Origin of the sequence: Sphingomonas melonis (assembly GCF_013409985.1) — a bacterium.
Lineage (GTDB): Bacteria > Pseudomonadota > Alphaproteobacteria > Sphingomonadales > Sphingomonadaceae > Sphingomonas > Sphingomonas melonis_A.
In genome coordinates this window covers 595,019-614,497 of record NZ_JACCBY010000001.1, presented here as the reverse complement: position 1 = coordinate 614,497, position 19,479 = coordinate 595,019, and the positions used below count along the sequence as shown (strand labels likewise).

The 19,479-nt window shown below is 70.0% G+C and carries 17 protein-coding genes; 15 read left to right on the top strand and 2 right to left on the bottom strand.

Annotated features, from left to right (window positions below; all coding sequences use genetic code 11):
* The first annotated feature begins 101 nt into the window (after window positions 1–101).
* The 6 genes from HD841_RS03095 to mmsB all read left to right on the top strand — a co-directional run bounded on the left by HD841_RS03095 (window position 102) and on the right by mmsB (window position 5,060).
* Window positions 102–356 (top strand): FitA-like ribbon-helix-helix domain-containing protein, encoded by a 255-nt coding sequence (locus HD841_RS03095; RefSeq protein ID WP_179507404.1) that lies wholly within the window; start codon window positions 102–104, stop codon window positions 354–356.
* Window positions 353–778 carry a type II toxin-antitoxin system VapC family toxin gene (locus HD841_RS03090; protein ID WP_179507403.1) on the top strand — a complete coding sequence of 142 codons (426 nt, stop codon included), beginning with the start codon at window positions 353–355 and terminating at the stop codon, window positions 776–778. Before HD841_RS03095 ends, HD841_RS03090 begins: the two co-directional genes overlap by 4 nt.
* 110 nt (window positions 779–888) lie before the next feature.
* Window positions 889–2,418 carry a CoA-acylating methylmalonate-semialdehyde dehydrogenase gene (locus HD841_RS03085; RefSeq protein ID WP_179507402.1) on the top strand — a complete coding sequence of 510 codons (1,530 nt, stop codon included), beginning with the start codon at window positions 889–891 and terminating at the stop codon, window positions 2,416–2,418.
* Between the two features lie 5 nt (window positions 2,419–2,423).
* On the top strand, window positions 2,424–2,915 hold the full coding sequence (locus HD841_RS03080) for a hypothetical protein (protein ID WP_179507401.1): 492 nt from the start codon (window positions 2,424–2,426) through the stop codon (window positions 2,913–2,915).
* A 7-nt stretch (window positions 2,916–2,922) separates the two neighbouring features.
* Window positions 2,923–4,068 carry an acyl-CoA dehydrogenase family protein gene (locus tag HD841_RS03075; protein ID WP_179507400.1) on the top strand — a complete coding sequence of 382 codons (1,146 nt, stop codon included), beginning with the start codon at window positions 2,923–2,925 and terminating at the stop codon, window positions 4,066–4,068.
* 119 nt (window positions 4,069–4,187) lie between these two features.
* A complete protein-coding gene (mmsB, locus tag HD841_RS03070) occupies window positions 4,188–5,060 on the top strand; it encodes a 3-hydroxyisobutyrate dehydrogenase (RefSeq protein ID WP_179507399.1) in 873 nt (290 codons plus the stop codon).
* A 224-nt stretch (window positions 5,061–5,284) separates the two neighbouring features.
* Here the strand turns inward: mmsB and HD841_RS03065 are convergent, their stop codons facing one another.
* A complete protein-coding gene (locus HD841_RS03065) occupies window positions 5,285–6,349 on the bottom strand; it encodes a glycosyltransferase family 2 protein (protein ID WP_179507398.1) in 1,065 nt (354 codons plus the stop codon).
* Window positions 6,346–8,838 carry a DegT/DnrJ/EryC1/StrS family aminotransferase gene (locus HD841_RS03060; protein WP_179507397.1) on the bottom strand — a complete coding sequence of 831 codons (2,493 nt, stop codon included), beginning with the start codon at window positions 8,836–8,838 and terminating at the stop codon, window positions 6,346–6,348. The genes HD841_RS03065 and HD841_RS03060 overlap by 4 nt, the downstream gene beginning before the upstream one ends.
* 251 nt (window positions 8,839–9,089) lie before the next feature.
* Here HD841_RS03060 and HD841_RS03055 point away from each other — a divergent pair, with 251 nt between their 5' ends.
* The 9 genes from HD841_RS03055 (at window position 9,090) to HD841_RS03015 (ending at window position 19,440) form a co-directional block, all read left to right on the top strand.
* Window positions 9,090–9,563, top strand: coding sequence for a MarR family winged helix-turn-helix transcriptional regulator (locus HD841_RS03055; protein WP_179507396.1), 474 nt, complete (start codon window positions 9,090–9,092; stop codon window positions 9,561–9,563).
* Between the two features lie 2 nt (window positions 9,564–9,565).
* Window positions 9,566–10,966 carry an efflux transporter outer membrane subunit gene (locus tag HD841_RS03050; RefSeq protein WP_179508074.1) on the top strand — a complete coding sequence of 467 codons (1,401 nt, stop codon included), beginning with the start codon at window positions 9,566–9,568 and terminating at the stop codon, window positions 10,964–10,966.
* On the top strand, window positions 10,963–12,135 hold the full coding sequence (locus HD841_RS03045; protein WP_179507395.1) for an efflux RND transporter periplasmic adaptor subunit: 1,173 nt from the start codon (window positions 10,963–10,965) through the stop codon (window positions 12,133–12,135). Before HD841_RS03050 ends, HD841_RS03045 begins: the two co-directional genes overlap by 4 nt.
* Before the next feature lie 121 nt (window positions 12,136–12,256).
* The gene (locus HD841_RS03040) at window positions 12,257–13,804 is read left to right on the top strand and encodes a DHA2 family efflux MFS transporter permease subunit (protein ID WP_179507394.1); all 1,548 of its coding nucleotides are present in this window, start codon (window positions 12,257–12,259) and stop codon (window positions 13,802–13,804) included.
* 60 nt (window positions 13,805–13,864) lie between these two features.
* Window positions 13,865–14,575, top strand: a complete 711-nt coding sequence (locus tag HD841_RS03035; RefSeq protein WP_179507393.1) for a response regulator — start codon at window positions 13,865–13,867, stop codon at window positions 14,573–14,575.
* Window positions 14,576–14,753: 178 nt separating this feature from the next.
* The gene (locus HD841_RS03030) at window positions 14,754–16,064 is read left to right on the top strand and encodes an ATP-binding protein (RefSeq protein ID WP_179507392.1); all 1,311 of its coding nucleotides are present in this window, start codon (window positions 14,754–14,756) and stop codon (window positions 16,062–16,064) included.
* 157 nt (window positions 16,065–16,221) lie between these two features.
* Window positions 16,222–16,917: a carbonic anhydrase gene (locus HD841_RS03025; RefSeq protein ID WP_179507391.1), complete on the top strand. Its 696-nt coding sequence runs from the start codon at window positions 16,222–16,224 to the stop codon at window positions 16,915–16,917.
* Window positions 16,914–18,431, top strand: coding sequence for a SulP family inorganic anion transporter (locus HD841_RS03020; RefSeq protein ID WP_179507390.1), 1,518 nt, complete (start codon window positions 16,914–16,916; stop codon window positions 18,429–18,431). The genes HD841_RS03025 and HD841_RS03020 overlap by 4 nt, the downstream gene beginning before the upstream one ends.
* A 163-nt stretch (window positions 18,432–18,594) precedes the next feature.
* Complete coding sequence (locus HD841_RS03015) at window positions 18,595–19,440, top strand: TorF family putative porin (protein ID WP_179507389.1); 846 nt, start codon at window positions 18,595–18,597, stop codon at window positions 19,438–19,440.
* The last annotated feature ends 39 nt before the right edge of the window (window positions 19,441–19,479 follow it).

Below are 19,479 nucleotides of genomic sequence, written 5' to 3'. Positions count from 1 at the left end.
TCGGCCATAGGCTCCAACCCGTACCTATCTTGACGCGCGCCCCGCCTCTTGAGTCCCGATGACACTATCCCGATACTGCCATCACCTCAGGAGACGCCGTCATGCCCGCCGTCACGATCCGCAACCTCTCCGACGAAACGCATCGCGCACTCGAGGCGCGCGCCGCGCAGCACGGCCGCAGCACCGAGGCCGAAATGCGCGCCATCCTCGAAACCGCGGTGCACCCGCCGGCGCGCGTCAGGCTCGGTTCGTTGCTCGCCGCGATCGGCCGTGACGCGGGCCTGACCGAGGCGGAAGCCGAGCAGTTTGCCCGCCTCCGCGATACGGCGCCGGCCGAACCGCTTCGCTTCGAATGATCCTGCTCGACACCAACGTCGTGTCCGAGCCGTGGAAGCCCGCCCCCGACCCGCGCGTCGCGGCATGGCTCGACGCGCAGGCGATCGACACGCTGTATCTGTCGGCCGTCACCGTCGCCGAATTGCGCTTCGGCATCGCCGTTATGCCACCGGGCAAACGACGCGACACGCTCGATCATCGACTCGAACACGACGTGCTGCCGCTGTTCGCCGGCCGCGTCCTCGCGTTCGACCTCGATGCGTCACGCGCCTATGCCGACGGCATGGCCGCCGCCCGCCGCGGCGGTGCGCCGATCGGGCTCGCGGACGGCTATATCGCCGCGATCGCGGCGACCCATGGCCTGGTCGTCGCTAGCCGCGATACCCGCCCGTTCGCGGCCGCGGGACTGGCGGTCGTCGATCCCTGGCAGGCGACGCCCTGACCCCCAAAAACGTCAGCCTTCCCCACCAATTATCCGCCCCCTCTTGCACCGCGCGTCTGACCCTGCGACGGAAGCGCCAAAGCCGACCAAAGCGGCACGAAGGAGCGAGGATGCGTAATATCGATCATCTCATCGTCGGATCGGCCGGCGGTGATGCCACGCGCTACGGCGACGTGTTCGATCCCAACAGCGGCGAGATCCAGGCGCGCGTGCCGCTCGGCACCGCGGCCGATCTCGATCGCGCCGTCACGGCGGCGCAGGCCGCGCAGCCCGGCTGGGCCGCCACCAATCCGCAGCGTCGCGCCCGCGTCATGTTCCGCTTCAAGGAGCTGGTCGAGGCGAACATGGACGCGCTCGCCCATCTGCTCTCCTCCGAACACGGCAAGGTGATCGCCGATTCGAAGGGCGACATCCAGCGCGGGCTGGAGGTGATCGAATTCTGCTGCGGCATCCCGCACATTCTCAAGGGCGAATATACGCAAGGCGCCGGCCCGGGCATCGACGTCTATGCGATGCGCTTGCCCGTAGGGATCGGCGCGGGGATCACCCCGTTCAACTTTCCGGCGATGATCCCGATGTGGATGTTCGGCGTCGCCATCGCCACCGGCAACGCCTTTATCCTCAAGCCGTCCGAGCGCGATCCGTCGGTGCCGGTGCGGCTCGCCGAGCTGATGCTGGAGGCGGGCGCGCCCGAGGGCATCCTGCAGGTCGTCCATGGCGACAAGGCGATGGTCGACGCGATCCTCGATCACCCCGCAATCGCGGCGGTCAGCTTCGTCGGGTCGAGCGACATCGCGCAGTACGTCTATCGTCGCGGTGTCGAGGCGGGCAAGCGCGTGCAGGCGATGGGCGGCGCCAAGAACCACGGCATCGTCATGCCCGACGCCGATCTCGACCAGGTCGTCGCCGATCTGTCGGGCGCGGCCTTCGGTTCGGCGGGCGAGCGCTGCATGGCGCTGCCGGTGGTGGTGCCGGTCGGCGACAAGACCGCCGACGCGCTGCGCGAGAAACTGATCCCCGCCATCGCCGCGTTGCGCGTCGGCGTGTCGACCGATGCGCAGGCGCATTACGGCCCGGTGGTCAATGCCGCGCACAAGCAGCGCGTGGAAAACTGGATCCAGACCGGCGTCGACGAGGGCGCCGAGCTGGTCGTCGACGGCCGCGGCTTCACGCTTCAGGGGCATGAGAACGGCTTCTTCGTCGGCCCGACCTTGTTCGACCGCGTCACGCCCGACATGTCGGCGTATAAGGAGGAGATTTTCGGCCCCGTCCTCCAGATCGTCCGCGCGCCCGATTTCGAGACGGCGGTGCGGCTGCCCTCGGAGCATCAATATGGCAATGGCGTCGCGATCTTCACCCGCAACGGCCATGCCGCGCGCGAGTTCGCGGCGCGGGTGAATGTCGGCATGGTCGGCATCAACGTGCCGATCCCGGTGCCGGTCGCCTATCACAGCTTCGGCGGCTGGAAGCGCAGCGCGTTCGGCGACACCAACCAGCACGGCATGGAAGGCGTCAAATTCTGGACCAAGGTCAAGACGGTGACGCAACGCTGGCCCGACGGCTCGGCGCTGCCCGGCGGCAGCGAGGACGGCGGCCCCAGCCGCATCCAGGACGCCTTCGTCATCCCGACGATGGGCTGATCGGCATGCGCATTCTCCTCACCGCCGCCGTCCTTTGTCTCGCCGCCTGTTCGGGCGGCGAGACGGCGAACAATGAATCGAGCGGCGGCAGTGCGGCGGTCGAGCCGACGCCGACCAACCTGACCGACGATCCGCAGAACAGCGTCGTGCCGATCCCCGCCACCAGCCCCTCGCCGATCGCGGCGATCCCCGCCGGCTTCCAGGGCCGTTGGGGCATGGTCGCGGGCGATTGCGACGCGGCGAGCGGTGCCGACAAGGGGGCGCTGACCATCGCCGGCAACCGCCTGTCCTTCTTCGAATCGCGTGGCACCGCCGAGGGCTTGCACCAGACCCGGCCGAGCCAGATCGCCTTCGACCTGCCGATGAGCGGCGAGGGCATGACCTGGCGCGAACCGACCACGCTCACCCTGCTCGACGACGGCAAGACGCTGGTGCGTGAGGTGACGGGTTCGCCCGATCGCGCCGGCTCGTTCCGCTACAGCCGCTGCCCGGCCTGAGGATTTCATGGACAACCAGTTCGATCTTACCGACGACCAGCGCGAGATCCAGGAGCTCGCGCGCCGCTTCACCGCCGATCGCATCACGCCCCACGCCGCGGAATGGGACGAAAAGCACCTCTTCCCGCGCGACACGATCAAGGCGGCGGCCGAACTCGGCTTCGCCGCGATCTACGTCTCCGAGGAGAGCGGCGGCATCGCGCTCGGCCGGCTCGAGGCGGCGCTGATCATGGAGGCGATGGCCTATGGCTGCCCGTCGACCAGCGCGTTCATCTCGATCCACAATATGGCGAGCTGGATGATCGACCGCTTCGGCTCGCCGACGGTGAAGGCCAAATATCTCCCCGGCCTCGTCACGATGGACCGGCTGGCGAGCTATTGCCTCACCGAACCCGGCTCGGGCAGCGACGCCGCCGCGCTGAAGACCAAGGCGGTGCGCGACGGCGACCATTATGTCGTCACCGGCTCGAAGCAGTTCATCTCCGGCGCGGGCGAGAACGAGGTCTATGTCACCATGGTCCGCACCGGCGAGGAGGGGCCCAAGGGCATCTCGGCGCTGGTGATCGAGAAGGACATGGCCGGCGTGTCGTTCGGCGCCAACGAGCGCAAGCTCGGCTGGCATTCGCAGCCGACGCGGCAGGTCATGTTCGACAACGTCCGCGTGCCGGCGGAGAATCTGGTCGGCGCCGAGGGCGAGGGCTTCCGCATCGCGATGATGGGGCTCGACGGCGGCCGGCTCAACATCGGCGCGTGCAGCCTCGGCGGCGCGCAGCGCTGCCTCGATGAGGCGATCCGCTATACCAAGGATCGCAACCAGTTCGGCAAGCCGATCGCCGACTTCCAGAACACGCAATTCACCCTCGCCGACATGGCGACCGAATTGGAGGCGGCGCGCGCCTTGCTCTACATGGCGGCGGCGAAGGTCACCGCCAACGCCCCCGACAAGACGCGCTTCGCGGCGATGGCCAAGCGGCTCGCCACCGATACCGGCAGCAGCGTCGTCGACCGCGCGCTGCAATTGCACGGCGGCTACGGCTATCTGATGGACTATCCGATCGAGCGCTTCTGGCGCGACCTGCGCGTCCATTCGATCCTGGAGGGCACCAACCAGGTGATGCGGATGATCGTCGGCCGCGACCTGATCCGGCAATAGGAATGGGACGATTCCGCCGTCCGTTCGTGCCGGGCCTGTCGAAGCACCGGCTCGCCTGCCCTTCGACAGGCTCAGGGCGAACGGACGTCGGGTAAGTCCCGCGCAACAGGAGAGAAGACATGGCACGCGTCGCCTTCATCGGCCTCGGCAACATGGGCGGCGGGATGGCCGCCAACCTCGCGAAGCACGGCCATGACGTGCGCGCCTTCGACCTCAGCGCCGCCGCGCTCGACAAGGCGCAGGCGGCGGGCTGCCTCCCGGTCGCCTCCGCCGCGGAGGCCGTCGCGGGCGCCGAGGCGATCGTCACCATGCTCCCCGCCGGCAGCCACGTCGAAAGCGTCTATGCCGAGGCGGTGTTCGGCCATGCCGAACCATCGGCGATCCTGATCGACTGTTCGACGATCGACGTCGCCACCGCGCGCCGCGTCGCCGAGACCGCGGCGGCCAAGGGCCTCGCCGCGGTCGACGCGCCGGTCTCGGGCGGGATCGGCGCGGCCAATGCCGGCACGCTCACCTTCATGGTCGGCGGCGCGGAGGATGCGTTCGAGCGGGCCCGCCCCTTCCTCGCCGACATGGGCAAGGCGGTGATCCACGCCGGCGCGAGCGGCGCAGGCCAGGCCGCCAAGATGGCCAACAACATGCTGCTCGGCGCGACGATGATCGCGACCTGCGAGGCGTTCCGGCTCGCCGAACGGCTGGGGCTCGACGCGCAGACCTTCTACGACATTTCGTCGGTCAGTTCGGGGCAGAGCTGGTCGATGACCAGCTATTGCCCCGTCCCCGGCGTCGGGCCCGAAACGCCCGCCGACCATGACTATCAGGGCGGGTTCGCCGCGGCGCTGATGCTCAAGGACCTGCGCCTCGCAATGCAGGCCGCCGAGGGCGCGGGCGCGACGACGCCTCTCGGCGCCCATGCGACCGCATTGTACGAGGCATTCGTCGCGGCGGGCAACGGCGGCACCGATTTCTCGGGGATCATCCGCACGCTGTAAGTCGGGAAGGCGAGACCTTCCCCCTTGCGGTCACCCCCGGCCAAGCGGGGGATGACGGTGGAGGGGAATGAGCCGCCCCCTTCGTCATCCCGGCGAACGCCGGGACCCATGGTTGCGGTAAGCTTTGAGGGCGTGCGCGCCATTCGCGTCGCTGTGTCCATGGGTCCCGGCGTTCGCCGGGATGACGATAGGGCGCCACCCCCTCAACCCTCAACCCCCAATCCTCAACCCGCCCGACGCCACCGCCGCCGCAACCGCCGCACCGCGCCGACCGCCGCCGACCACGCCAGCGTCTCCACCCCGGCATAGCCCAGCCCGAGATGCGCCGGCCGCGCCGCGAGCACATCGGCCAGTCCCACGGAGCCCGAGCGCAATCCCGTCCGCCCGATCCGCGCCCAGCGCCGCGCCGTCTCCCAGCGGATCAGCTTGCGGCTCTCCGTGTCGGGCCGCTCCTGCGCGAGGAACGCCGCCTGCAGCGTCGCGATCCCCGCCCCCAGCCGCTGCAAGGTCGCCCGGTCGGGCACCGGCACGCCGCCCATATTGTGCAGCACCAGCAGCCGCGCCAGCACCGCCGCATCCTCGACGCCGAGCACCCCGGCATGCCGCTCGGCGAGCACGTGCATCGACGCGTCGCGCATCGTGTCGATGAACCGCTTCGACACGCCGCCGGCATGCTGGCGATAGCGGACCAGCGGCGTGTCGAGCCGCGCGATCCGCCCGAACGCGCCGACGCGATGATAGAGGTCGAAGTCCTCGGCATAGACCATCTCGGGCCGGGTGAACGGATCGAGCGTCCGCGCCACCGCGGTGCGCAGCATCACCGTCGACCAGACCAGCGGATTCTCGATCCAGCTCAGCCAGGCGATCAGCTCGGGCGTGGTGTGCGCGGCATAATGCATCGCCGAGACCTTGCCGTCGCGCAATTGCTCCGCCTGCGTGCCGACCAGCACCACGTCGGGATGCGCGTCGAGATAGGCGACCTGCCGCGCCAGCCGTTCGGGCAGGCAGAGGTCGTCCTGGTCGAGCCCGGCGACGAACCGCCCGCGCGCCGCCGCGACGCCGCGGTTGCGGGTGCGCACCGGCCCGCCGTTGACCTCGTTCTCGATCAGCCGGACGCGCGGATCGCGCCACTCGCGCACCAGCGCGCGGGTGGTGTCGCTCGAACAATCGTCGACGACGATCGCTTCCCAATCGGCCAGCGTCTGCGCGGCGAGCGACTCCAGCGTCTCGCCGATGAAATGCGCGCCGTTGTAGCTGGGGATGATGACCGAGACGATCGGCGTGCTCATGCGGCTTCCTGCGCCTCGCGTTCGAGCAGCTGGTCGACGATCATCTGGCCGACGTCGTTCTGCCACAGCCACAGGCCGTTGGCCTGGCCGCGGAAGCTCGCCTCGCCGCCCAGCCGCCCCCAGGGGACGAAGCCCGCCGACAGGCCGATGCCATAGGCGCCGGGCACCGGCCGGTCGTCGGCGTCGAGGATGCGGCAATGGCGGTCGACCATCGGCCGCCCGGCGTGATGCGCCAGCGCCAGCGGCTCGCCGTCGACACCGAGCAACGGCACCGCGCGCGGCCGATAGCCGAGCGCGCCGATCACCAGATCGGCCCCGGCGATGAACGCGCGCGCGGCCGCATCGTCGTCGCCGGTGATCCGGTGCGACGCGACGCGCGGATCGGGCGTGCGCCCGCCGAGCGACAGCATGCGCAGCACCAGCTCGCGCGATTCGAGCCGCAGCCCGGCGAGCCGCAATACGAAGCCGCTGACCGGGCAGATGTCGGTCTCGTCGAAATCGTGGAAGCCGTCGGCATGCGCCGCGGCGATCGTGGGATAGAAGGGCTTGAGCGGCTGGCGGTGGAGCAGCGTCACCGCGCCGGCGCCGAAGGCGAAGCCCGGCTGGCTCTTGAGCAGCAGCACCGCCGCGGCGATCGCGCTGGTCGAAGCGCCGATGATCGCCACGCGCGGCGCCGGGATGCCGCGCAACCGCGCGTGCACCTGCCCGACGCCGCCGAGCCGCAGCACCGCGTCCGACCCGATCAGCCGCTCGCCCGCAAGGTCGCCGAGCCGCGCGCCCGCGACGCGCTTGGCCGCGACCTGATCCTCCGTCTGCACGCCGCCGGTCGCGACCACGACGTGGCGCGACACGAGCGTGCGCGTCGCCCCGGTCGCGTCGTCGACCGTCGTCTGCCAGCGCCCGTCGGCGGTGCGCTGCACGCGCTGCGCCTCATGGCCGGTCAGGACCGCGCCGCCGTGGCGCACGACGATGTCGCGCAGCCGGTCCGCCGTCGTCGCGAGCAACGGTGCGGTATCGACCAGCGGCGCGCCGAGTTCGGCGACGTAGCGCCCCATCAGCCGCCCGGCGGGATGCTGCTCCAGCGCCGCCAGTTCGGGATAGGGATTGTTCTTCACCGCGGACAGGAAGGTTTCGGCGGTGGTATCGGAGCGGATCGCATAGGAGCCGAGTTCGCCCGCGCCCATCCGCGCGCGCTTTTCGACGATCGCGAAGCCCGCCTCGACCAGCGGCGCCAGCGTGCCCTGTTTGCTCGCCGCGATCAGCATCGCGGTGCCCGCCGGGCCGCCACCGATCACCACCGTCGTCAGGTCGCGCTGCGGCGTCGCGTCCTCACCCGCGCCGGTGGCGGCACAGCGGGTGACCGCCCGCGCCAGCCGTCCGGCGATCACCGCCGCGTCGGCGGGGGTCATCGCATCGGTGATCGGCAGGCTCAACATCCGGCCGCCGATCGCGTCGGCGACCGGCGTCGGCGCGATCGTCGCGACCTCGCGGAACAGCGGCTGCTCGCCGAGGTGCGGGCTGAAATATTGCCCCGCCCCGACGCCCTCGTCGGCCAGCGCGGCGATGACGGCGCTGCGCTGCGCCGCGAGGTCGGGGGGCAGCAGCACCGGCATGAACTGCGTCGCCTGCCGCCGTCCGGTCGAGCGTTGCAGCGTAAAGCCGGGCAACGCCGTGCGATAGGCGGCATCGATGGCGGCGCGATGATCGCACACCGCATCGATCTCGGCGAGCTTGGCGCGCGCCATCAGCGCGATCACCTCGGGCAATTTGGCGTTGAGGCCCGGCAGCGTCGCGCTGCGCCCCTGTTCGAAGCCGAAGTTGATCATGCCGCGCAACTGGTCGATCCTGGCGACGTCGCCGCTGTGGATCAGCCCGCCCTCCGCGACCGAGAAGGTCTTGGTCGCGTGCATCGAATAGACGATGCTGAACGGCGCGCCGCTGCCGAAGCCGCGCCCGGCGGGGTCGAGCGTGCCGAGCGACGCCGCCGCGTCGATCACCACCCCGACGCCATGGCGCGCGGCGAGCCAGGCGTAACGGTCGAGGTCGATCGCGGTGCCGAACGTCGCATAGGGCACGATGACGCCGATCCGCTCGCCATATTGCGCAAGCAGCGCCTCTTCCTGCTGCGGGTCGGCGGTCCAGCCGTCGGGTTCGATATCGCAGATCAGCGGCGTCAGCCCGCTCCACAATGCCGCCTGCGCGGTCGCGGCGAAGGTCAGCGCCGGCATCAGCGCCAGCGTCCCCGGCTGCACGTGCAGTCCCGTCCCTTGGCCCGCCGCCTGACGCAGCGCGACCATCAGCCCGAGCGTCGCATTGCCGACCGCCAGGCACGCGCCGCGGCCGCCGAACAGACGCTCGGTCGCCTCCGCCTCGAACGCGCGCACCTCCGGCCCGTTGTTGCTGAACACGCCCGACGCCTCGATCCGGCGCAGATCCTCGATACGCTCGCTCAACCGCGGCGGCCGCGGCGCGATCAACGGATAGTCCATGGAATGCCGTCCTGCCTGTCGAGCCGGAACCCTAATCCCCCGCCCCTAAGAACCGGTTAGCACCTGAAAACCATAATGCCTCCCCTGTCGGGCGACGGAATTGCATCCGCTACGGTGCCGCCTGCCCCACCGGCGCCTCCACGCGCCGCCCGTTCGCGCGCGGCAAGCCCTGCCCCGTGCAAAACCGCCCCCGAAGAAACATTTCGCAACATTCGATTGACTGCCACGGCAACCATTGCCAAAGCAGCGACATGGGATATTACTCCGAGTCGAATTTCGTTCCCGAACAGTCGATCGGCTATCTGCTGCGCCGGTCGGAGCAGCTCGGCTCTGCGTCGCTGGAACCGATCTTCGCCGCCGCCGGCATCACCAAGACGCAATGGAGCGCGCTGCTCGCGCTCCACTTCCAGCGCGCCGGCACCTGCGCCGAGATCGCGCGCGACATCGGCCACGACAAGGGCGCGACGACCCGGCTGGTCGACACGCTCGAAGAGCGCGGCTGGGTGGTGCGCGACCGCGACGGCGACGAGGATCGCCGCGTCGTCCGCCTCGCCGTGACGGCGACCGGCACGCGCATCGCCGAACAGGTCAACGCGGCCGTGATCCGCGTCTGGAATCATTGGTTAAGTGATTGGGATGAAAAGGATATTACGGACTTGATCCGCCTCCTCCAACGGCTCCGCGACACCGTCCAACAGACCCCCGACGAAGGCGTCTTTGCGTGAAGATAGCGAACTTCTCCCCTCTCGCGCTGCTCCTCGCGAGCGCCTGCGCCGTCCCCAACACGCCCCCTGCGGTCGCCCCGGTGGCGCCGGCGTCGCTCGGCCTCGCCGCCAGCGCCGCGCCGGCGATCGCCGACGATTGGTGGACGGGCTTCGGTGACCCGCAGCTCGACCGGATCGTCGCCGACGCCACCGCCGGCAATCCGACGCTCGACGCCGCGCTCGCCCGCATCGCCCAGGCGCAGGCGGTCCTCTCCAGCCGCCGCGCCGACACCGGCCCCGACGTGACGCTCGACGCCAACGAGCAGCTCCAGCGCCTGTCCGGCCGCTACATCATCCCGCCGCCCTATGGCGGGTCGGTGCGCTTCGTCGGTCAGGCGCAGGCCAATCTCACCTGGAACCTCGACCTGTTCGGCCGGCAGAAGGCGGCGATCACCGGCGCGCGCGCCTCGGCCCGCGCCGCCGCGCTCGATCTCGCCGCCGCGCGGCTCGCCATCGCCGGTGCGGTCGCGCAGACCTATATCGACCTTGCCCGCGCCGAGGCGGAGGCGACGATCGCCCGCCGCACGATCGCGACGCGACAGGACTCGCTGCGCCTCGTCAATATCCGCATCCGCAACCGCCTCGCCAGCAATCTGCAGGCGACCGCGGCGCAGACGCTGCTGGCGCAGGCACAGACCGCCCTGCTCCGCGCCAACGGCGCGCGCGCGGTGGCGACCAACGCGCTCGCCGCGCTCGCCGGCCGCGGTCCGGACTATGCCGCGGCGATCCAGCCGGCGACGCTGCGCCTCGACGCGGCGCTGCCGCTGCCTGCGCAGGTGCCCGCCGACCTGCTCGCCCGCCGCCCCGACATCGCCGCGGCGCAGGCGCGGATCGAGGCTGCCGCCGCCGGCCGCCAGGTCGCGCGCCGCGCCTTCTATCCCAACGTCAACCTGACCGCGCTCGCCGGTTTCCAGGCGATCGGCCTCGGCAATCTGGTCAGCCTCGACGCCGGCACCGCCGGCGCCGGTCCCGCCATCCACCTGCCGCTGTTCGACAATGGCCGGTTGAAGGCGGACCTCGCCGGCGCCACCGCCGCGCTCGACCTCGCCACCGCCGACTATAACGACCGCGTGCTCGGCGCGGTGCGCGACGCGGCCGATGGGATCGCGCTCGTCGCCAACCTCGCCGAGCAGCGCGCCCGCACCGCCGAGGTCGTGCGCGGCTTTGGCGAAACCAACCGCCTCAATGCGATCCGCGTCGCCAGCGGCCTCGATAGCAAGCTCGACCTCGTCGACAACGACGTCCGCCTGCTCGACGCCGAACTGACGCAAGCCAATCTCGCCGCCGATGCGGCCCGCCAGCGCGTCGCGCTGGTGCTGGCGCTCGGCGGCGGCTTCTCCTCCTCCCAGGAACCCCGCCGATGACCGACACGCAAGCGTCCGCCCCCACGCCCCAGCCAGCTGCCGAGGGCGGCAAGCCGCGCGCCCGCCGCCGCGGCTTCCTGATCCTCGCCGTGATCGTCGTGGTCGCGCTGATCGTCTGGGCGGTCTTCCACTTCCTGCTCGCGAAGCCCGAACAGGAAACCGACGACGCCTATGTCGCCGGCGACGTCGTCGCGATCACCGCGCGCGATCCCGGCCAGATCACCGCGATCTACGCCGACAATACGCAGACGGTGAAGGCCGGCGCGCCGCTGCTCGACCTCGATCCCGCCACCGCCGACGTCGCGCTCGCCTCGGCCGAAGCCGACCTCGCCCGCGCCGTCCGCGCCACCCGCGCCGACATCAGCAAGGTCAGCGAAAGCGGCGCCGCCGTCGTCCAGGCGCAGGCGCAGCTCTCCGCCGCCACCGCCGATTACGCGCGCCGCCAGGGCGCCGCCGCACAAGGTGCGATCTCGGGTGAGGAACTCGCGCACGCCGCCGACGCGGTGAAGGTCGCGCGCGCCAACCTCAACCTCGCCCGCAGCCAGCAGGCGCAGTCGCGCTCGACCGTGCAGGGCACCGATACCAGCACCAACCCGGCGGTGCTCGCCGCGGTCGCCGCCTATCGCCGCGCCGCGATCACGCGCAGCCACATGCATATCGTCGCCCCGATCGACGGCGTCGTCGCGCAGCGCACCGTGCAGATCGGCCAGCAGGTCGCCGCCGGCACGCCGCTGATGGCGGTGGTGCCGCTGGCCAAGGTGTGGGTCGACGCCAATTTCCGCGAGACGCAGCTCAAGGACCTGCGCATCGGCCAGCCGGCAACGGTGACCGCCGACATGTACGGCGACGACGTGGTCTTCCACGGCCATGTCATCGGCGTCGGTGCCGGGTCGGGCAATGCCTTCGCGCTGCTGCCGCCGCAGAACGCCAGCGGCAACTGGATCAAGATCGTCCAGCGCGTCCCGGTGCGCATCGGCCTCGACCCGCGCGAGCTGAACCAGCATCCGCTGCGCGTCGGCCTGTCGGTCAACACGACGGTCGATACCGCCAACCGCTCCGGTGCGCTGCTCGGCAAGCCCGCGGCGCAGGCCTATGCCGGCCGCCCCGGCGACGGCAGCGACCCCGCGGTCGAGGCGCGCATCCGCCAGATCATCGCCGCCAATCGTTGACGCCCGCGTCGTCCTCACCCTTTGCCGCCTGCGGCGTCTCTTCCCTCCCCCGCCGGGAGAGGGAGGGAGCGGCGCAGCCGCGGAAGGGTGAGGGCGCACCGCCACCCCGGAACACCATCTGATGGCCGTCCCCACCCAAGCCCAAGGCCCCGCCCCGCTCGTCGGCGGCAAGCGTGCGCTGATCGCCTTCGCGCTCGCGCTCGGCACGTTCATGATGGTGCTCGACAGCACGATCGCCAACGTGTCGCTGCCGACGATCGCGGGCAATCTCGGCGTCTCGTCCGACAATTCGACCTGGGTGATCACCGCCTTTGCGGTCGCCAACGGCGTCGCGGTGCCGTTGACCGGCTGGCTGATGGGCCGGTTCGGCGTCGTGCGCACCTTCTGCACCGCGGTGGCGGCGTTCACCGTCGCCTCGTTCCTGTGCGGCATCGCCTGGGACCTGCCCTCGCTGATCGTCTTCCGCATCCTGCAAGGCGCCTGTTCGGGGCCGATGATGCCGGGCAGCCAGGCGCTGCTCATCTCGATCTTCCCGCCCGACAAACGCTCGACCGCGCTCGGCGTCTGGTCGATGACGACCTTGGTCGGGCCGGTGATGGGGCCGATCCTCGGCGGCTATATCAGCGACAATTACCATTGGAGCTGGATCTTCCTGATCAACATCCCGTTCGGCATCTTCACGACGCTGGTCTGCTGGAACGGCCTCAAGAGCCGCGAGACGCCGACGCGCAAGCTGCCGATCGACACCGTCGGGCTGATGCTGCTCGTCCTCTGGGTCGGCTCGCTCCAGATCATGCTCGACCTCGGCAAGAATGCCGACTGGTTCAACGATCCGGCAATCTGCGTGCTCGCCGTCGTCGCGGCGGTCGGGTTCGTCGCGTGGATCATCTGGGAACTGACCGACGCCAATCCCGCGGTCGACCTGTCGCTGTTCGCCAACCGCAATTTCGCGATCGGCACGCTCGCCTTCTGCCTCGGCTATGCGGTGTTCTTCGCCAACACGCTGATCCTGCCGCTCTGGCTGCAGACGCAGCTCGGCTATACCGCGACCTGGGCGGGCCTGATCGCCGCGCCGAGCGGCGTGGTCGCGGTGCTCATCTCGCCGCTTGCCGCGCGCCTGTCGGGCAAGGTCGACGCGCGCATCCTCGCGACCATCTCCTTCCTGGCCTTCGCCGTGTCATATTGGATGCGCTCCAATCTCGTCACCGGCGCGACGGTGTTCGACTTCATGCTGCCGCTGCTGGTGCAGGGGATCGCGATGAGCATCTTCTTCCTCGCGATGGTCACCATCCTGCTCGACGGCATCGCGCCGCCGCGCATCCCCTCGGCGACCGGCATCTCGAATTTCGCGCGGATCGTCGCAGGATCGTTCGCCGCCTCGATCATCACCACCGCCTGGGACCGGCGCGAGGCGATCCACCAGAGCCGCCTCGCCGAAGCGATCGGCCAGGGCATGCCGTTGCAGATGGCGACCGAGACCTTGCAGAAGATGGGCGCCACCTCGACGCAGGCCGCCGCGGCGATCACCCGCCAGATGGTCGGCCAGGCCTATCTGCTCGCCTCGACCGACCTGTTCCGCGTCTCGGCGTGGCTGTGCGCGGCGATGGTGGTGATCGTCTGGTTCACGCGGCGGCCGAAGGGCGGGCATGGTCCGGTCGCGGCGGACTGATCGGCGGGTGCGGCGGGCGCGCGGTTGACCGCTCCGGCCCGCTTGCCTACCTCTCGCGCCATGACCGCCCCCACCATCCTCCTGGTAGAGGACGATCCCGCCCTCCGCACCCTGACCACCAGAGCCTTGCAGGAAAACGGTTATCTCGTCCGTCCCGCCTCCGCCGCGCCCGAGATGTGGCTCGCGCTGGAGTCCGGGCCGGTCGACCTGATCCTGCTCGACATCATGCTCCCCGGCACCAGCGGCATCGACCTGTGCCGTGCGCTGCGCCAGAAGAGCGAAGTTCCGATCATCTTCATCAGCGCCAAGGGCAGCGAGACCGACCGCGTCGTCGGCCTCGAGCTCGGCGCCGACGACTATATCGCCAAGCCGTTCGGCAGCCGCGAGCTGATCGCGCGCATCCGCGCCGTGCTCCGCCGCGGCCAGCTCGAACGCCGCCCCGGCGAGCGCGAGGAGGGGGTGCTGACCTTCGACGGCTGGCAGGTGACGCTGCCGCGCCGCGAGCTGACCTCGCCGACCGGTGCGGTGGTCGACCTGACCGGCGCGGAATTCGACCTGCTCGTCAGCCTCGCCGAACATGCCGGCCGCGTCATCGCGCGCGAACGGCTGATCGAATTGTCGCGCACGCGACTGGGTGACAGTTCGGACCGCAGCATCGACGTGCTGATCAGCCGCCTGCGCCGCAAATTGTCGAGCGCCGGCAAGGACGCACCGATCATCACCGTCCGCGGCGTCGGCTATATGCTCAACACCGAGGTGACGCGCCGGTGACGGCTGGCGTGGTGGCGCGCGCGCCCCTGCCCCACCCACGCCGTCACCCCGGACTCGTTCCGGGGTCCACCGTTCCGCATACCGTCAAGCCGCTGAGTGTGTGGAACAGTGGACGCCGGACCAAGTCCGGGGTGACGGGTCGATCGGGGCAGGCAGCCCGATCCTTGCGCACCCGCCCATGAAACGCTTCGTCCGCCCCTCGATCGGCCTGATCGGCCAGATCGTCGCCATCCTGCTGCTGACGATGGTCATCGAATTCGGCGTCAGCACGATCCTCTACGAGCGCGCCAGCCAGTTCGCGGTCCGCGACGACGAGGCACGGCGGCTGGCGGAGCATCTCGTCATCGCCCGCCGGCTCATCGCCGAACAGCCGCCCGAGCGGCGCGATGCGATGGCGGAGGACCTCACCACCGAACGCTATGCGCTCCACTGGCAGCGCGACCTGCCGCCGCCGCCGCCGATCGCCCCCGCGCTCGACGGGATGCGCCATCAGGTGATCGAATGGGAGCCGTCGCTCGCCGCCAGCGACCTGCGGCTCAAGCTCACCTCGCCGGGGCGCAGTTCGGTGGTCACCGGCGGGCTGCGGCTGCCCGACAACAGCTGGCTCTATTTCCGTACCCTCGAACCGCTGCACAATCTCGAACTCGCCACCGAACGCATCCTGCTCGCGCTGATCCCGGCGCTGGCGTTGATGGTGATCGGCGGGCTTCTGATCCGCCGTGCGCTGCGCCCGATGCGGCAGCTCGCCATCGCCGCCGAAACGCTGGGCGACGCCGAGCACGACCCGATTCCGGAAGCCGGCCCCGGCGAGGTGCGCCGCGTCGTCGCCGCCTTCAACCGCATGGCCGCACGCATCCAGCGGCTAATCGTCGACCGCACGCAGGCGCTCGCCGCGGTCGGTCACGATCTGCGCACGCCGTTGCACCGGCTGCGGCTGCGCGCCGATGCGGTGGAGGACGAGACGACGCGCGCCGCGATCCAGCGCGACATCGGCGAGATGGAGGCGATGGTGAATTCGCTGCTCGCCTTCCTCGGCGGCGGCAGCGACCCCGAAACGCCGGTGCTGACCGATGTCGCGGTGCTCTGCGCGACGTTGATCGACGATGTCGAGGATCGCGGCCTGTCCGGCATCTATGACGGGCCGGCGCATTGCGAGGTGACCGTGCGCCCGGTTGCGCTCAAGCGCGCGCTCGGCAATCTGATCGAGAATGCGCTCCATTATGCCGGCAACGTCGTCCTGCGGCTGGAAAGCGACACCGCGGGCGTCACGATGATCGTCGAGGACGATGGCGCCGGCATTCCCGAGGACCAGTTGCGCAGCGTGCTCGAACCCTTCGTCCGGCTCGACACGTCGCGGCCGCGCGATACGGTCGGGTTCGGGCTGGGGCTGCCGATCGTCGGCCGGATCGTCGAGCAGGAGGGCGGCGTGCTGACTCTGTCCAACCGCCCCGAAGGCGGCCTGCGCGCGGCGATCTCCCTGCCGCGATGATCGCACGTCCTTCGTTATCCCGGCGAAAGCCAGAGTGACGAAGGTTCAGAAAAACGTTCCCCGGCAACACTTTAAAACACCCGCGTCGCGTTCGGGCAAGTTCGTTACGCTAGTGTTTCCGATGGTCCGGCTCCCGCCGAGACCGGGAGGATAGCCCGTGAACGAGTTGCTCGGACGCGTAGTCAGTTTCGGTAAGACGGTCTTCCACGGCCAGCACGCGCTCTATTCGACGCTGTCGCAGGGGCAGAGTCCCAAGGCGCTGATGATCTCCTGCGCCGATTCCCGGATCGTGCCGGAGCATATCATGCAGGCGCAGCCGGGCGACCTGTTCGTCTGCCGCAACGCCGGCAACATCGTGCCCCCGTTCGCGCTGCAGACCGGCGGAGTCTCCGCCACGGTCGAATATGCGGTCGCGGTCCTCGGCGTGAACGACATCATCGTCTGCGGTCATTCCGACTGCGGCGCGATGAAGGGCCTCGCCGGCGATCCCGCCGCGCTCGCCGCCATCCCGACGGTCGCCAACTGGCTCAAGCACGGCGCCGCCGCGCGGCAGATCGTCGACCAGACCTATCCCGATCTCACCGATGCCGAGCGTATCCGCGCGCTCAGCCTCGAGAATGTCGTCGCCCAGCTTGCGCATCTGCGCACCCACCCCTCGGTCGCTGCCGGCATCGCGCAGGGCAAGATCGCGCTGCACGGCTGGTTCGTCGACATCCACGACGGCACCGTGCTGGCGCTCGACGGCACGACCGGACGCTTCCGCCCGCTCGACGAGGGTGGCGACTTCCCCGTCGCCCAGCCGGCCGCGCCGCGCCAGGCCTCCGACGTCGAATTCATGGCGGCCGCGGAATGAGCAACCTGCGCGCCCTGCTGCCGAGCGGCCCGGTCATCACGCGTGACCTCACCGCCTCGATCGTCGTCTTCCTCGTCGCCATGCCGCTGTGCATGGGGATCGCGGTCGCCTCCGGCGTGCCCGCCGAAAAAGGACTCATCACCGGGATCATCGGCGGCATCGTCGTCGGTGCGCTGGCGGGATCGCCGTTGCAGGTCAGCGGCCCCGCCGCGGGCCTCGCCGTCGTCGTCTTCGAGCTGGTCCGCGACCAGGGCCTGTCCGCGTTGGGGCCGATCCTCGTCCTTGCCGGGCTGATCCAGGTCGTCGCCGGCATCGCCAAGCTGGGCGGCTGGTTCCGCGCGATCTCCCCCGCCGTCGTCCACGGCATGCTCGCCGGCATCGGCGTGCTGATCGTCGTCGGCCAGTTCCACGTGCTGTTCGACGCCAAGCCGCTGCCGAGCGGCCTTCAGAACCTCGCCGCCGCGCCGGGTCGGCTGTTCGGCCTGTCGCCGAGCAACATCGCCGCGACCGAGATCGCGTTCGGCATCGGCATGCTGACCATCGCCGCGATGCTCGGCTGGGAGAAGTTCCGCCCTGCCTCGCTGCGGCTGGTGCCGGGCGCGCTCGTCGGCGTGCTCACCGGCACGTTCGTCGCGCTCGCCTTTGGCCTCGACGTCGCGCGCGTCAACGTCCCCGAATCGATCGCCGGTGCGGTCAGCTTCCCCGGCGTCGGCATGGTCGCCAAATGGGCCGACCCCTCGATCATCGCCGCATCGCTCGCCATCGCCTTCATCGCCAGCGCCGAGACCTTGCTGTCCGCCGCCGCGGTCGACCGCATGCACGATGGCGCCCGCACCAACTACAACAAGGAACTGCGCGCACAGGGCGTCGGCAACCTGCTCTGCGGCCTCGCCGGCGCGCTGCCGATGACCGGCGTCATCGTCCGCTCCTCGGCCAACGTCCAGGCCGGCGCGACCACGCGCCTGTCGACCATCTTCCACGGCATCTGGATCCTCGGCTTCGTCGCGCTGCTGCCCTGGGTGCTGCGCGAGATTCCGATGGCGGCGCTCGGTGCGATCCTCGTCATCACCGGCTGGCGCCTCGTCAGCCTTGCCCATGCCCGCCACCTCTTCTCGCATTACGGCCCGCTGCCTGCCTTCATCTGGCTGGCGACGCTCGTCACCGTGGTGGTCGAGGATCTGCTGACCGGCGTGCTCGTCGGCATCGGTCTGTCGATCCTGGAGCTGGTGCCGCACCTCAAGCGGCTCGGCCTCAAGGTGTCGGAGGGGCCGCAGGGCGGCGCGCATGCGATCAACCTGTCGGGCGCGGCGACCTTCGTGTCGCTCCCGAAGCTGTCGGACACACTGGAACGTGCGCCTGCGGGCACGCCGGTGCGGCTCGACGTGACCGACCTGTCGACGGTGGATCACACCTGCGCCGAGCTGATCAAGGATTGGTTCCAGCGACGCCGCGCCGCAGGCGATGTCGTCGAGCTGCTCGGCGCGCGTGGCAAGACCGCCGCACTCGCCCACTGATCCACGCGTAGCAATGTTTCGTTACAGAAAGGCAACTTTTTGGCCATAATGCTGCGGTAGCGAATGGGTGTCAGGGAAAGACTGGCGCCCGTCCGCTGCCGCGGAGCGAGCGCGCCGGCGGCCCGGACGCAGGAGGGACCTCCAGCCAGTCGAAAGGGGTCCCATGAAATATTGTCTGCTCGCAGCGGCGACGCTCGCCGCCGTTACCGCGCTCCCTGCCATGGCGCAGGATACCGCACCGCCCAAGCCGGTCACCGTCACCGGCAGCGTGGCGCTCGCGTCCGACTATCGCCTGCGCGGCGTCTCCCAGACCGACAAGGAAATGGCGGTGCAGGGTGGCATCACCGTCGCGCATGAAAGCGGCGTCTACGGCGGCGTCTGGGCGTCGAACCTTGCCGGCTGGGGCACGTTCGGCGGCTCCAACATGGAGCTCGACCTGATCGGCGGCTACAAGCATGCGATCGGCGGCGGCGCGCTCGACGTCGGGCTGACCTGGTACATGTATCCAGGCGGCGCGTCGAAGACCGACTTCGCCGAACCCTATGCCAAGCTGTCGGGCACGATCGGCCCGGTCAACCTGCTCGCCGGCGTGGCCTATGCGCCCAAGCAGCAGGCGCTCGGCAAATGGTACAACAGCGGCGCCTCGGCGCAGACCGGCATCTACGACAATCCCGGCAAGAAGAACGACAACCTCTACCTGTGGGGCGATTTCGCCAGCGCGATCCCGACCACGCCGCTGACCGCCAAGGCGCATATCGGCTATTCGAAGGGCAATTCGGGGCTTGGCCCCAACGGCACCTCGGCCGCGCCGACCGGCGAATATTGGGACTGGCTGCTCGGTGCCGATTACGCGATCAAGGGCACGCCGCTGACGCTCGGCGTCGCCTATGTCGATACCGACATCACCAAGCGGCAGGCGGCGTATCTCCAGCCGAACTTCTCCTCGACCAAGAACGGCAGCAGCATCGCGGCGAGCCAGGTCGTATTCGCGGTGACCGCGGCGTTCTGATCCGCCAAATCCTCCCCCGCCAGGGGGAGGTGGCAGCGC

Coding starts and splice junctions, on each gene's coding strand:
- HD841_RS03075 (WP_179507400.1), top strand. CDS start 2,923: ATGGACAACCAGTTCGATCTTACCGACGACCAGCGCGAGATCCAGGAG.
- HD841_RS03030 (WP_179507392.1), top strand. CDS start 14,754: ATGAAACGCTTCGTCCGCCCCTCGATCGGCCTGATCGGCCAGATCGTC.
- mmsB (WP_179507399.1), top strand. CDS start 4,188: ATGGCACGCGTCGCCTTCATCGGCCTCGGCAACATGGGCGGCGGGATG.
- HD841_RS03065 (WP_179507398.1), bottom strand. CDS start 6,349: ATGAGCACGCCGATCGTCTCGGTCATCATCCCCAGCTACAACGGCGCG.
- HD841_RS03015 (WP_179507389.1), top strand. CDS start 18,595: ATGAAATATTGTCTGCTCGCAGCGGCGACGCTCGCCGCCGTTACCGCG.
- HD841_RS03020 (WP_179507390.1), top strand. CDS start 16,914: ATGAGCAACCTGCGCGCCCTGCTGCCGAGCGGCCCGGTCATCACGCGT.
- HD841_RS03090 (WP_179507403.1), top strand. CDS start 353: ATGATCCTGCTCGACACCAACGTCGTGTCCGAGCCGTGGAAGCCCGCC.
- HD841_RS03085 (WP_179507402.1), top strand. CDS start 889: ATGCGTAATATCGATCATCTCATCGTCGGATCGGCCGGCGGTGATGCC.
- HD841_RS03035 (WP_179507393.1), top strand. CDS start 13,865: ATGACCGCCCCCACCATCCTCCTGGTAGAGGACGATCCCGCCCTCCGC.
- HD841_RS03055 (WP_179507396.1), top strand. CDS start 9,090: ATGGGATATTACTCCGAGTCGAATTTCGTTCCCGAACAGTCGATCGGC.
- HD841_RS03045 (WP_179507395.1), top strand. CDS start 10,963: ATGACCGACACGCAAGCGTCCGCCCCCACGCCCCAGCCAGCTGCCGAG.
- HD841_RS03095 (WP_179507404.1), top strand. CDS start 102: ATGCCCGCCGTCACGATCCGCAACCTCTCCGACGAAACGCATCGCGCA.
- HD841_RS03060 (WP_179507397.1), bottom strand. CDS start 8,838: ATGGACTATCCGTTGATCGCGCCGCGGCCGCCGCGGTTGAGCGAGCGT.
- HD841_RS03040 (WP_179507394.1), top strand. CDS start 12,257: ATGGCCGTCCCCACCCAAGCCCAAGGCCCCGCCCCGCTCGTCGGCGGC.
- HD841_RS03080 (WP_179507401.1), top strand. CDS start 2,424: ATGCGCATTCTCCTCACCGCCGCCGTCCTTTGTCTCGCCGCCTGTTCG.